At 71.6% G+C, this 12,742-nt stretch carries 10 protein-coding genes; 5 read left to right on the forward strand and 5 right to left on the reverse strand.

All coding sequences use genetic code 11. The features are described from left to right. Positions 1-53 precede the first annotated feature (53 nt). A complete protein-coding gene (locus HRL51_RS01720; RefSeq protein ID WP_235954063.1) occupies positions 54-746 on the forward strand; it encodes a MarR family winged helix-turn-helix transcriptional regulator in 693 nt (230 codons plus the stop codon). On the opposite strand, the gene HRL51_RS01725 is transcribed toward HRL51_RS01720, so the two are convergent. Together HRL51_RS01725 and HRL51_RS01730 are read right to left on the reverse strand one after the other, a co-directional pair. Continuing rightward, complete coding sequence (locus HRL51_RS01725) at positions 720-4,673, reverse strand: carboxyl transferase domain-containing protein (protein ID WP_172192179.1); 3,954 nt, start codon at positions 4,671-4,673, stop codon at positions 720-722. The genes HRL51_RS01720 and HRL51_RS01725 overlap by 27 nt on opposite strands. Next, the gene (locus HRL51_RS01730) at positions 4,670-5,368 is read right to left on the reverse strand and encodes a Maf family protein (protein ID WP_172192181.1); all 699 of its coding nucleotides are present in this window, start codon (positions 5,366-5,368) and stop codon (positions 4,670-4,672) included. The genes HRL51_RS01725 and HRL51_RS01730 overlap by 4 nt, the downstream gene beginning before the upstream one ends. 65 nt (positions 5,369-5,433) lie before the next feature. Here HRL51_RS01730 and HRL51_RS01735 point away from each other — a divergent pair, with 65 nt between their 5' ends. The 4 genes from HRL51_RS01735 (at position 5,434) to HRL51_RS01750 (ending at position 9,736) form a co-directional block, all read left to right on the forward strand. Next, complete coding sequence (locus HRL51_RS01735; RefSeq protein ID WP_244960205.1) at positions 5,434-6,516, forward strand: biotin--[acetyl-CoA-carboxylase] ligase; 1,083 nt, start codon at positions 5,434-5,436, stop codon at positions 6,514-6,516. Between the two features lie 222 nt (positions 6,517-6,738). After that, positions 6,739-7,776: an adenylate/guanylate cyclase domain-containing protein gene (locus HRL51_RS01740; RefSeq protein WP_172192460.1), complete on the forward strand. Its 1,038-nt coding sequence runs from the start codon at positions 6,739-6,741 to the stop codon at positions 7,774-7,776. A 115-nt stretch (positions 7,777-7,891) separates the two neighbouring features. After that, positions 7,892-8,560, forward strand: a complete 669-nt coding sequence (locus tag HRL51_RS01745; RefSeq protein ID WP_172192183.1) for a response regulator transcription factor — start codon at positions 7,892-7,894, stop codon at positions 8,558-8,560. Positions 8,561-8,656: 96 nt separating this feature from the next. Further along, entirely contained in the window at positions 8,657-9,736 is a 1,080-nt protein-coding gene (locus HRL51_RS01750; RefSeq protein WP_172192185.1) for a sensor histidine kinase, read from the forward strand. A gap of 141 nt (positions 9,737-9,877) precedes the next feature. On the opposite strand, the gene HRL51_RS01755 is transcribed toward HRL51_RS01750, so the two are convergent. The 3 genes from HRL51_RS01755 to HRL51_RS01765 all read right to left on the reverse strand — a co-directional run bounded on the left by HRL51_RS01755 (position 9,878) and on the right by HRL51_RS01765 (position 12,740). Next, on the reverse strand, positions 9,878-10,573 hold the full coding sequence (locus tag HRL51_RS01755) for a VTT domain-containing protein (protein ID WP_216666188.1): 696 nt from the start codon (positions 10,571-10,573) through the stop codon (positions 9,878-9,880). Positions 10,574-10,714: 141 nt separating this feature from the next. Further along, positions 10,715-11,326 (reverse strand): GtrA family protein, encoded by a 612-nt coding sequence (locus HRL51_RS01760; protein ID WP_172192462.1) that lies wholly within the window; start codon positions 11,324-11,326, stop codon positions 10,715-10,717. A gap of 79 nt (positions 11,327-11,405) precedes the next feature. Beyond that, positions 11,406-12,740 (reverse strand): hypothetical protein, encoded by a 1,335-nt coding sequence (locus tag HRL51_RS01765; protein ID WP_244960206.1) that lies wholly within the window; start codon positions 12,738-12,740, stop codon positions 11,406-11,408. Positions 12,741-12,742: the final 2 nt, after the last annotated feature.

Raw genomic sequence — 12,742 nt, forward strand, 5'->3', positions numbered from 1 at the left:
ATATACAGGGAGGGTCGTTCAATCGTGAACGACTTTGAGTGAAGGAGTATGACATGACCAGCGCGCACCAGGCGTCTGTGCAGGCCGTACAGGGCGGTGCTGGTACCCCCGCAGTCAGCGGCTGCGGTCAGGCCTCGCTGGACGCGCCAGTGGCGGGATGTGGCCAGGGGAGCCTTGAGCCCTCGGCCTGCGGCCAGGGCAGCGTCGAGACCTCGGCCTGCGGCCAGGAGGCTATGGAGGAGGACGCGGCGACCGACTCGTGCGGTCAGGCTGCGAGCGGCTGCGGCCAGACCTCCCCGCGCCTGCTCAACGCCCAGGAGATGGCGGCGTGGAGAGCCTTCCTCGCGGCCTCGATCAGTGTGACCGGGAGCCTCAACCACGAGCTGGAGACAGAGGCCGGCCTGTCCATGCACGAGTACGAGATCCTGGTGCGCCTGTCCGAGGCTCCAGGACACAGCCTGCGGATGTCGGCCCTGGCAGAGCACGTCTCCCACTCCCGCTCGCGCCTGACACATACCGTAGGGCGCCTGGAGAAAGGAGGCTACGTCGAGCGCAGCTCCTGCTCCTCCGACCGCAGGGGCGTCAACTGCCACCTCACCGAGACAGGCATGGACGTCCTGCGAGCCGCTGCCCCCGTGCACCTCGACGGCGTACGTCGTCACGTCATCGAGAGGCTCCAGCCAGGTCAGCTGGAGCTGTTCACCTCGATGCTCTCGGCGCTAGCCGACCCTGACGAGCAGCTGTGACCCTGGGGCCGGCAGCAGGCCTGCCAGCTCGTCCCACACCGCCTCCAGCGCTGGTAGGAGCGGCAGGGTCCCACCGCCCGGGTGCTGCCAGGAACCGTCTTCAGGAACCAGCCTGACCCACTCCAGACGGGTCGACTCGCCGTCAGCGGCGACCAGGCGGTCCCAGGCGGGATCGGCAGCGGCCTGCGCGGTGAAGGTCGAGTAGCTCCAGGGGCCGTGGTCCTGAACGTGTGACAGGCCGAGCCTCAGCGTGCGCGCTGGCAGCCCCGTCTCCTCCTCGAGCTCGCGCAGAGCCGCCTCAGCGGGGCTCTCTCCCTCGGCGACGGCGCCGCCGGGAAGCCCCCAGGTTCCTCCCCGGTGGGTCCAGCCAGCCCGCAGCTGCAAGAGCACCTCGAGGCCTGCCTCGTCGTGCGAGCGAGTCTCGTCGCTGTGACCACCGGGTGGTACCTCGTCCCGCGACGGCGCTGCTAGGCGCCACGCCAGCACTCCTGCTGCCCCTCGTAGGCCCCAGTGACGTGAGCCGCAGCTGCACTCCACCCACCCGTCACCCGGGTGGTGTACGCCTCCGACGTGCGTCAGGCGCGGTGCAGGGGTCCCCTCGGCCGGAGGAGCAGGACAGGTCAGGACGCGGGCCAGCCATGAGCGAGTGCTCTCAGGAGCCACCAGCTCCTCGACCCAGCCCTGGTCCACTGCCTGCTCGCCGGCCTGGGCCGCACGCTCGCGCTCGATGAGCTCCTCGCGCAGCGCCTCGACGTCCTCGCCGTCCTGGCCGGCCTGACGAAGCTGACGTCGGCTGACCAGGTCCACGGCGCTGGCGGCGTCCATGACCCCGACCTGCGACCCGGGCCAGGCGGCGGTGCGACCGCCGGCCAGGGCCCGGGACCCGAGCGCGACGTAGGCTCCACCAAAGGCACGGCGTGTGATGAGCGTGAGCAGCAGGCCACCGCCTGCCTCGTAGCCGGCATAGGCGGCGACCATCCGTGCACCCAGTCGTACCGTTCCCGCACGCTCAGCCTGTGTCCCGGGCAGGAAGCCCGGGGTGTCGACCACCGTGAGCACAGGCAGCCCGAGCCGGGCGCACAGACCGACGTGCTCGGCGACCTTCTGGGAGGACAGCGGGTCCAGGGCGCCGGCGAGCACCGCGGGCTGGTTCGCCACGACGCCCAGCGGCACCCCCTCGACCCGGGCCAGGGCCGTGACCACGTTCGGAGCCCACTGGGGACGCAGCTCGATGAGGTCACCTCGATCGGTCAGGCGCCTGAGCAGCCCTCGTACGTCATACGGCTCGGAGGGGTCGGCAGGAACTGCCTGTGCAGTGAGACGGTCTCCGACCGCTACCTCAAGGCCGGCACCCCCGGTGCGCAGCGGCAGCGCCAGACCCTGGCTGGTCGGCACGCGCGCCAGCCCCACGAGGGCGCGAGCCGCGCGCCAGGCAGCTGCCTCGTCGGGGACAGTCAGGTGGGCGGTGCCGGCGTGACGCGCATGGACCTCGGCGCCGCCCAGCTTCTCGGGGCTCGTGCGCTCGCCGGTGGAGGAGGCCAGGATCGCGGGGCCGGTCAGGAAGACCTCCCCCTCGCCCTCCACCATGACCAGCAGGTCGGTCAGGGCGGGAGCGTAGGCGGCGCCGCCCGCGGCCGGGCCGAGGACCAGGCCGAGCTGCAGAGTGCGCCCGTGGGCGCGGGTCTGTGCCGCCAGGATGAGCCCGACCCCGGCCAGGGCGTTGACTCCCTCCTGGACCCGGGCGCCTCCGCCGTCGAGCAGGCTGATGACCGGGACGGCCTGGCTCGCCGCACGGTCGATGAGCCCGGCGACCCGGCGGGCGCCCGCCAGGCCGATCGTGCCACCCATGACGCTCGGGTCCTGCGCCCACACGGCAACCTCCCGCCCGGCTACCTGCGCCCAGGCGGTGAGGACGGCGTCCTCGTCCACGACGTCACGCAGGCTGCCCTCGTCAACCAGGTCGCGCACGCGCTCGACGGCGCGAGGCCGACGACGCCGACGCGTCGGTGGCTGAGGTACGGTCGGCGTGCTGGCAGCAGGTGACCCGCTCCCGTCCCCAAGGGCTGAGGGCGCCTCGGGCAGCAGGCGTGCCAGGACCTGCCCGGCGGCCACGGGGGTGCCTGCCTCCAGGACCGGACCGTCGGCGTCGACCACCCCGTCGGCCGGGGCAGGCAGCGGAAGGCGCATCTTCATCGCCTCGATCACGGCCACGGCCTGCCCGGCGCGAGCTGGGCCGGGGCGGGCCGGGGCCACGAGGGCTCCGGCCATCGGCGCGCGCAGCTCGACGACGTCGCTCAGGAGGGCTGGAGAGCCCGGTGCGCCCGGGGTACCCGAGGTGCCTGGGGTACCCGGGGTACCACGGTGGAAGCCCTCGGCGCCGCCTGGGGGTGCAGTCGGGGCGGCGGGGGCCACGGAGAGCGACGGACCTGGGTACGACAGACCTGACAGTCCGGCCCCGGGCGCCTGTGGTCGCAGACGCTCCTCCACCCAGCGCGTCGTGACCTCGTAGGCGGAGCCGGCGCCGGCCATCTCGGGGGCGCACAGGGCCTGACGCAGCAGGGGGACCAAGGTCGGCGGGCCCTGGACCTCGACCGCTGCCAGGGTCTGCTCCAAGACACCCAGCGCCTCCTGGCGCGAGGACGCCGAAGCCGTGATGAGGGCCAGCGGCTCGGAGAACCCCGGCTGCAGGGCGTCCCCGGCGAAGACAGCCCGCTCCACGCGCAGACGCGGCGGACGCGGGACCTGGCCGGCGGCGACCTGGGCACGCTCCTGCGGGGTGGACAGCGGGACGCTCAGGCTGCGTAGCGGCGTCTGGGAGGGAAGAAGGGTCTGGGGGTCCTCGGCGTACAGGCGTGCCTCGACGGCATGGCCTTCCGTACGCACGCGCAGGTCGGGCTCGTGCTGCTCAAGCGCCTGCGCAGACTGTGCGGTGGAGCCAGTGGGGGCCGGCCGGCTGCCGTCGCGGTGCTCAGCGTGACCGCCGCAGGTCGCCAGGACCTGCGTCAGTCCGCCCCCCTCGGCCACGACGAGCTGGGCCCGTACCAGGTCGGTGCCGCAGACCTCCTCGGTCACCGCGTGCTCGAGCTGCAGCCGGGCGTTGACCTCCAGGAGCACCGGCGTCCCGCCACGGGGCAGCAGGAACTCGCAGGTGGCCAGGCCCTGCAGGCTGACCGAGCGCAGCACGAGCCGCGTCCAGCTCTCCAGCTGGTCGGTGAGCTGGCCGGGCAGGAAGGGGGCCGGGGCCTCCTCGATGAGCTTCTGGGCCCGGCGCTGGACCGAGCACTCCCGCGTGCCCAGTGTCAGGATGCCGCCGTGCCCGTCAGCCAGGGCCTGGACCTCGACGTGACGCGCCACCGGGACGTCAGCCTGAACCAGGAGCGGCCCCATCCCCGCCAGGGTCCGCCACGCGTGCTCGACCTCCTCAGGGCCGGTGGTGGGCAGGGGCAGGACCCCGCGTCCACCACCGCCGTGGACCGTCTTGACTACCGCCGGGCCTGCCACCTCGTGACAGGCACGTGCCAGCCCGTCCAGTGTCGAGACCGGGCCGACGGTCCGTGGTACCGGCACCCCGAGGCCGGCTGCGGTGCGGGCGAGAGCCGCCTTGTCCGTGACGAGGTCCAGCGTCTCAGGGCTGGGGCCGACCCAGGTCAGACCTGCCTCCAGGCAGGCCCGGGCCAGGCTGGCGGACTCGGCCGCGAAGCCGACGCCGGGGTGCAGCAGGTGCGCCCCGGTCTCCCGCGCGGCCGCCACAAGAGCCGGGACGGCGTCGTAGGTACTGACCTCCACGGCGTCGTCGAGCAGGTCCAGCCACCGGGCGTCGCGATCGGCCTGGGTGAAGACGCCGACCGGGCTCAGCCCGTGGCGGCGAGCGCTGCGGGCGACGCGCGCTGCGGTGGAGGCACGTGCGGCGACCAGGAGCCGGGTCACTGACGCTCCTCGGTCGTGACGGACGAGGACGGTAAGCCCTCCTGGCGCCTGAGGTCCCACAGGTCCGTCCAGGTCACTCCCAGGGAGGTGACCAGGCGGCGCAGCAGCGGCAGCGACAGCCCGACCACGCCGTGGGGGTCGCCCTCCACCCCCTCGATGAAGGCCCCGCCCAGGCCGTCGATCGTGAAGGCTCCGGCGCACCACAGCGGCTCGCTCGAGGCCACGTAGGCGTCAATCTCCTCCTCGCTGGGGAAGGCGAAGCGAACCAGCGTGGAGGACACCCCGTGCTGGGCCTCGCCGTCCGAGGCCCGGATCACGGTGTGTCCAGTGTGCAGGGTCCCGCTACGTCCGCGCATGGACAGCCAGCGCTCGCGGGCCGCCTGCGCGCTGCGCGGCTTGCCCACGACCTGGCCGTCGATCTCCAGCATCGAGTCGCAGCCGACTACCAGCAGCGACGGGTCCTGGGCCCGGTCGGCGTCTGACAGCGAGGCCGCTACCGCCTGCGCCTTCGCACGTGCCAGGGCCTGGACCTGCTCAGCGGGGCTGGGGGCCGGGGCTCCGTCCTGCAGGGCAGTGCGGGCCAGGGCGGCAAGCACGGCAGGCTCGTCGACGTCGGAGACCTGGACCCGGGGCGTGATGCCGGCAGCGCGCAGCGTGGCCAGGCGGCCGGCGGACTTCGAGGCGAGGAGGATCACGGCCCCAGCCTAGTGAGGCTCTGGGACGACCTCGGCAGCCGGGCGCCAGGAGCTAGCCTCGGTACGTGTGCGCCCCTGACTCCTCCAGCCCTGACGGCCCCTGCGTGAGCGCCGGGACGCCGTTGTCCACAGGTCCGGGACAGACGCGGGCGCCAGGCTGTCGTGGTGTCGTCGTGGAGCGCACCGGCTCGACCAACGATGACTTGCGCCACGCACTGACGGGCTCGGACGGTCTGCTCGACCGGGAGGCGGCACGGTGCTGGCCGCACCTGTCGTGGCTGCGGGCCGAGCAGCAGACCGCGGGCCGGGGGCGGGGTGGCCACGTGTGGACCACCCCGCGCCGCGGTGCGCTCACCATGTCCTTCGTGCTGCGTCCCCTGGTTCCGCTGGAGCGGCTGGGCTGGCTTCCTCTGCTGGCGGGGCTGGCGCTGCGTGACGGCCTGAGCGAGGGCGGGGATCTCACCGGGTGCGGCTGGCAGGTGGCGACCAAGTGGCCTAACGACGTCGTCCTCGTTCCCCTCATCGGCTCTGGTGGACCGGGGTACGCCGTCGGTGCAGCGGCCGAGGCTGCTTTCGCGGGGCTGGAACCGCCGGCGCCTCCCGTGGTGCCGGGCTGGGGGAGGGCCCGCAAGGTCGCCGGGGTCCTGACCGAGCTCATCCTGCCGGGGAAGGGGCGCGAGCCGGGGCCGCGTACGGAACCGGGCCCGTCCCTGACGTCCCCAGGTCACGGGCAGCCCGACGCGCGCGACCTGGCTCCCGCTGTCGTTCTCGGGATAGGGGTCAACGTGGGGCAGGAAGCCCGGGACCTGCCCGTTCCCTGGGCGACCTCCCTGGCAGTGGCTGGGTGGGACGTCGGTGTCGAGGAGGTGGCCGCGCGACTGGCCCGCCACCTGGAGCGGGTCCTGACGTCGTGGGAGGCTGCCGACGGCGACCCGGACCTGCGCCCCGCGGGTCAGGAGACGCTGGGGGACCGGCTGCGTGGCGCGTGCTGGACCCTAGGGCGGCAGGTGCGCGTGCGTACCCCCGCCGGAGCGCAGCAGGGACGGGCTGTCGACCTGCGGCCTGGGCTCGTGCTGGCAGGGGCGGGCGTCGACGTCGTCGTCCACGCGGGTGACGTCGAGGAGCTGCGGGACGAGGAGACCGAGTGAGTGTTCCCATGTGATCTGCGCTACTGTGACGTGGTGACTGACCTGCCTGAGCCCGACCAGCCCGCCGGAGACGGGTATCGCGCGCCCTCCGACCAGCGGGAGCCTCGTGCCTCGACGCCGCCTGAGACACCCCCTGGCGCTCCCGGCCCCGGTCGCGGCGGGAACGACGGGACGGTGCCGCCCCCGGAGGCCTGGGACACGATCAGCGGGCACGAGAAGCGTCTGCTCGGGGCGGTGCCGAGCCTGACGCTGGAGCAGGTGGCGCAGGAGGCGGGCACCAGCCAGGAGCTGGCACGGCGCTTCTGGCGCGCGATGGGCTTTGCTGACGCCAGTGCCGACGCCGTGGGCTTCACGCAGGCTGACGTCGAGGCCCTGCGTGCCCTGGCTGACGTCGTCGGAGCGCACGTGCAGGATCGTGACGGTGACGCACTGGGCGCAGGTGCGTCCGAGGGTGGTGCCGTCGGAGGCCTGGCCACCTCCAGCGCGCTGGAGATGCTGCGCGCACAGTCCTACACGATGGACAGGCTGGTGCTGTGGCAGCTGGAGACCCTGGTCTCCGACGTCGCCCAGCGCTACCAGCTCGATGACACCTCAGCCCGCCTGGTGGTCCTGGACAGGGTTGATGAGCTGCTGGAGCCGCTGCGTACCCAGCTCGACTACGTCTGGCGCCGGCACCTGGCCGCGCTGCTGTCACGTACGGAGTCCGAGGTCGCCAAGCGTGGCAAGGAAGAGGCGGGACCGGACCTGTACCCGCTCACGCGCTCACTTGGTTTCGTGGACATCGTCTCCTTTACCCAGCGTGCCCAGACCATGGGGCGCAGCGAGCTGGAGACGATGCTCACCGACTTTGAGAACACGGCGCGGGACGTGGTGACCTCGCGGGGTGCACGTGTGGTCAAGACCATCGGGGACGCCGTCATGTACATCGCGGACGACGTCACGACCGCGGCGGCGGTGGTGACGGCCCTGGTCGAGGAGCTCCAGCGGGGCCCGGAGATGATCCGTGTGCGTGCCTCCCTGGTCCAGGGACGGGTCGTCTCGCGCTCCGGGGACGTCTTCGGCCCGCCGGTCAACCTGGCCTCACGTCTGGTCGACACCGCCGAGCCGGGAGGGATCCGGATGGACGAGCAGACGGCCCGTGCCGTCATGCGGGGGCCTCAGGCTGAGCGGTACGTCGTGCGTGAGTGCCACGAGGTCGTGGCCAAGGGGCTGGGCAACATCGTGCCCTGGTCCCTGCAGCGAGCGGGGTCGGGACGCTAAGCGGCTGCTTGCAGCCAGCACCGGGGGGAAGACGGGTCGCAGAGCGAGACGGTAGTCACGATTCATTCGTGGGGATGATGACGCGAGGGCTTCCGGTCGCCTACGATCCGTAGGTATGACGACTGTGCTTCTTGTCGAAGACGATCCGGCTATCTCCGAGCCGCTGGCTCGTGCCTTCGGGCGTGAGGGCTACGAGGTGCGTGCCCACGGTACCGGCAAGGGCGCCCTCGCGGAGGTCGCCGACGCTGACATCATCGTGCTGGACCTGGGCCTGCCTGACATCGACGGGCTCGACGTGGCCCGCCAGGTGCGCTCCCAGGGCCTGACGACCCCGATCCTCATGCTCACCGCGCGCTCGGAGGCGACCGACCTCGTGGTCGGCCTGGACGCGGGCGCGGACGACTACGTGACCAAGCCCTTCCGCCTGGCTGAGCTGCTGGCCCGCGTGCGTGCCCAGGTGCGCCGCGCCTCCGGTGAGCCTACCGAGGAGGACCTCAGCGTCGGTGAGGTGCGGGTCGAGGTGGCGCAGCACCGCGCGTTCGTGGGGGCGCGCGAGCTGCAGCTGACCACGCGTGAGTTCGAGCTGCTGCGCGTCCTCGTGCGTGCGGGGGGTGCGGTCGCGTCGAGCGAAGACATCCTCAAGGAGGTCTGGGGCGAGGACCCGACCGCCAGCCAGCAGGCGCTGGAGATGCACGTGACCTGGCTGCGTCGCAAGCTTGGCGACGACGTCGCCGCCCCGGCGCTGCTGGTAGCGGACGCCGGAGGCTACCGCCTGTCCGTCTGATCCGTCTAAGGCCCTTGCGGCCGCATGTGCCTGATGCGCCCCGGCCCCGGTGGGGTCGGGGCGCTGTGCTCCCACGAGAGGAAGGAAGGCTGAGCGATGCGCCGTCGCGCGATGCAGATGACGATGGGGGCTGTGCTGGTCGCCGTCCTCATCCTTGGAGCGCCACTGGGCGGGGCCTGGGTCTCGCTGGCTATGCGCTCGACCCAGGACTCCGAGGACCGCCTGCAGGTGGTCCTCACCGTGGTGCTCACGATCGTGGCACTGACCGCACTCGCCCTTGTCGCGGCCTATGTCGTGGCTGCGCGTGCCTCCCGCCGGATCTCCGCCCCGTTGATCTACCTGGCGGCTGAGGCTGAGCAGCTGGGCAGCGGGCAGGTGCGCCCGCGTCTGCGCCGCTCAGGTATTGAGGAGATCGACCTGGTTCAGGCCGAGCTCGTGCGCTCGGCGGAGCGTGTGGCAGGACGCTTGGCAGCCGAACGCCAGTTCGCCTCGGATGCCTCCCACCAGCTGCGCACGCCGTTGACGTCGCTGAGCCTCAGGCTGGAGGAGATTGAGCTGCTGGCGGGTGATGAGGAGACTCGGGCCGAGGCCCGGGCCTGTATCGAGCAGGTCGACCGCCTCACCGGTGTCGTCCAGGACCTGTTGCGGGTCTCGCGGCGCACCGGGGGCGGGAGCACTGAGGCCCTGCACCTGACAGACGTCTTCGACCAGCAGCGTGAGGAGTGGGAGCCGTCCTTCCAGGCTGCCGGGCGCCAGATCGTGCTGCGGGACGAGGTTGGCCTGCCTGTGCTGGCGACCCCGGGGTCCTTGGCGCAGGTGCTGGCCACGGTGATCGAGAACTCGCTGCGCTACGGTGCGGGGACCACGTCGGTCAGTGTGCGCAGCGCCAAGGGTGGTCACGGGGTCTTCATCGATGTGGCGGATGAGGGTGAAGGCGTGAGCGACGAGCTGGCTCCTACCGTCTTTGAGAGGTCTGTTTCCGGCCACGGGTCCACCGGCGTGGGGCTGGCGCTGGCCAAGGACCTCGTTGAGGCTGACGGCGGCAGGATCGAGCTGTCCCAGCGCCGGCCTCCGGTCTTCTCGGTCCTGCTCAACGCGGTTCCCAAGAGCCTGGATCCCAACAAGGTCCTGCCGCAGGGTGCCCTGGTGAGCGTGGGACGCCGGGGTCGTTTCTGAACGCTGTCCTTGACACCATCATAATCGGGGTTTTGTGTACGGGACCGGGGTATACGCATCGATGTATACCCCGGTCCCGTACACAAAACCCCGATGCAGACGGATGTGTGGGCGATGCGGTGCTGGGGCGCTGGCGGGTGTCTAGGCCGTTGGCGTCTGGCTGGCCCCGACCCGGGCGGCCTTGACCCGGCTCACCAGCCAGGAAATGATCATGGGAAGCAGGGAGACGAAGACGATCGCCAGGATCATCATGTCGATGTTCTCCTGGATCCAGGTGATGTTGCCCAGGAAGTAACCCAGCCACGTGATGCCGAAGGCCCAGAAGGTCGCCCCCAGGAGGTTGAAGCCCAGGAAGTGGCGGTAGTCCATCCTGCCCACGCCCGCCATGACGGGCGTGAAGGTGCGCACGATCGGGACGAACTGCGCCAGGGTCACCGCCTTGCCGCCGTGCCGGGCGAAGAAGGCGCTCGTGCGCTCGACGTACTCCTGCTTGAACAGGCGGGAGTCAGGCTTGTTGAAGATCGCGGGCCCGGCCTTGCGTCCGATGAGGTAGCCCGTCTGGTTGCCCGCAACGGCTGCCAGCCACACCAGGGGGGCGGCGATCCAGATGTGGACCGGGACGCCCTTGGTGGGATCGGCCTCTCCCATCGCCACGAACATCCCTAGCGTGAACAGCAGGGAGTCGCCCGGCAGGAAGAAGCCGACGAGCAGCCCGGTCTCGGCGAAGATGACGAGCATGACGCCGAGGATCGCCCAGGGACCGATCCATCCCACGAAGGTGGTGATGATGTTCGCCGGGTCCAGCCACTCCGGCCCGAGGGCAGGAGCAGGCATCATGGGCAGGGCGGAGGCCAGGTGCGTGGCCAGGGCCGAGGCGGCTACGAGTGAGGTCACGGGCTCAGGCTATGAAAGGTCGCCCTCACCCACGTGGTTGGTACGTCACATCGGCCCTGTGCGATCGGGCACGTTCGGCCAGGGCTATCGGGACGACGGCGTGGCCTGCCCCGCTCTGTGATCGCCAGCTGAGTCCTGGGTGGCCAGGTCCTGGCCGGCCTTGCCTGGATCCACCGTGGTGGAGCGGGTGGCGGGCACAGCGCCAATGACGGCGCCGGTCACCGCCGTGGCCGAGACGGGCTCAGCCGGGGTGCCGGTGAAGACGATGTAGTGGTAGAAGACAAAACGAAAGGCGGTTCCCAGGGCAAACCCGACGACGTAGGCCGCCACGTTGTCCGCCAGCGGCGAGTGAAGGCCCAGGACCTCGTGGCTGAAGAAGAGGCAGAACTGGGTGATGAGCACTCCGCCGACGTTGGCGAAGGCGAACAGGAGGGCCTCGCGGGCGACATTGGCCTGGGTACGACCGCGGTAGGTCCACAGCCTGTTGGCTACCCAGGAGAAGATCGTGGCAACCGTCGCGCTGGCGATATTGGCCGTGTTGGGGTGGCCGGCCAGCACGCCGAGGCGGCCGTGCTGGAGCAGGTTGAACAGGCCCATGTCGAGGACGAAGGACAGTGCCCCGACCATCCCGAACTGGACGAACTCTCGGACCCAGGCCACGAGGCGCTCGCGCAGGGGCAGGGCCGCTGGCGTCATGCGGGGCGGGGCGGAGCTGGCGGGCACGGGCACGATCCTAGGCCGCCTCAGGTTGCTCGACATCGAGCGACGAACAGGCCTAGGGCACCCACGTGACTGACACGCTTGAGTAGTCCCACACCCAGCTGATCCACAGGGCCTGGCCAGCCAGGCACGCGCACGCCAGGGCCACGCGTCCTCGCACCGTGCAGGCCGAGGCCAGCGCCCACGCCAGCGGCACCAGTGGCAGGAGCAGCCGGAACAGCGAGGTCGTGGGATCGAAGAAGGCAAGGAGGTAGAGCGTGTAGCCCAGGCACCACGTCCACGCCTCGGGGCCGAGCGCCCGCAGGAAGCGTGAGCTGAGTACGAGCGCGCCCAGGGCCAGGACCGCCAGCAGCAGTGCCCAGCCCAGGTGGTCGCCCACCCACCAGCCCGCACGCGTGACCCAGGGGACGAAGGGCGCCAGGTGCGTGCCCCGCCAGGCGGTCTCGGTGGCCGTGTAGGCGTCGATCCGCCCTGTCACCGCCCAGGCCAGCGCGGGCCAGGCCAGCGCGCAGGCCCCGCTCCACACCGTCAGGGCGAGGAGCCGGAACCGTTCTCCTGAGGTCAGTGGCCGCGAGGTCTCCTCGTGCTCCGGCCGTCCTCCGGCCAGGCCCGGAAGCCTCCTGAGGACCGGTCCCTGGGCGACCTCGGGGCTGAGCGGACCGGTCCGGGCCGGTGCCCAGCGCCAGCCGTGAGCCAGCGCTGTCTCCCACAGCCACCACAGGCCCAGCCCCGCCGCCAGGGGCAGACCGACCGGACGGGACACGGCTGCCAGTGCCACCAGCGGCGCAGCCGCCAGGAAGCGCCGTCGGCTCACCGCCAGCAGCGCTCCGACTGTCAGCGCCAGTGCCAGAGACTCGGCGTAGGGGGTCTGCAGGACGAGGGTGCACGGCCCTGACCAGGCCAGGGCCACGGCCCACAAGGAGGTGCCGAGGCCGACGCGAGGGGCGAGCCAGCGGTCTGCCAGCACAGCCGCCGTCGCGGAGGAGACCAGGCTGACCGCCGTCGCCGCGAGCGTGAAGGACAGGCCGGTCCAGGTCAGCAGACCGGCCAGCACGGGCAGCAGAGGCATGAAGGCCCAGGCGTTCTGGGACACGTTGCCCGCCTCGTCGGTGGGCAGCTCGGTGGGATAGCCCTCCTGGAGGATCCGCTCGTACCAGCCCGAGTCCCAGAAGGACACGTGTGTGCTCCATGACGGCGCAGCCTGTCCCCAGTAGGTGACCGGTGTGTCCTGGGCGCCGAGGCGGCCCAGGGCGAAGGTCAGCAGCGTGGTGCCCGCCCAGATGATGAGGACCTGGACCGTGCGTGGCAGGCTCACGAGACCGGATGCGGGCGTGGAGCGGTCGGCGCGGGGCGGGACCGGGGTGGCCGGCCCCGCCGGGGTGCTGGTCACGG

The sequence above is a fragment of the Actinomyces faecalis genome (assembly GCF_013184985.2).
Lineage (GTDB): Bacteria > Actinomycetota > Actinomycetes > Actinomycetales > Actinomycetaceae > Actinomyces > Actinomyces faecalis.

Excerpts from the sequence above, each read along its gene's own strand:
- HRL51_RS01720 (WP_235954063.1), top strand. The coding sequence starts at position 54 with ATGACCAGCGCGCACCAGGCGTCTGTGCAGGCCGTACAGGGCGGTGCT.
- HRL51_RS01745 (WP_172192183.1), top strand. The coding sequence starts at position 7,892 with ATGACGACTGTGCTTCTTGTCGAAGACGATCCGGCTATCTCCGAGCCG.
- HRL51_RS01750 (WP_172192185.1), top strand. The coding sequence starts at position 8,657 with ATGCGCCGTCGCGCGATGCAGATGACGATGGGGGCTGTGCTGGTCGCC.
- HRL51_RS01755 (WP_216666188.1), bottom strand. The coding sequence starts at position 10,573 with ATGATGCCTGCTCCTGCCCTCGGGCCGGAGTGGCTGGACCCGGCGAAC.
- HRL51_RS01760 (WP_172192462.1), bottom strand. The coding sequence starts at position 11,326 with ATGACGCCAGCGGCCCTGCCCCTGCGCGAGCGCCTCGTGGCCTGGGTC.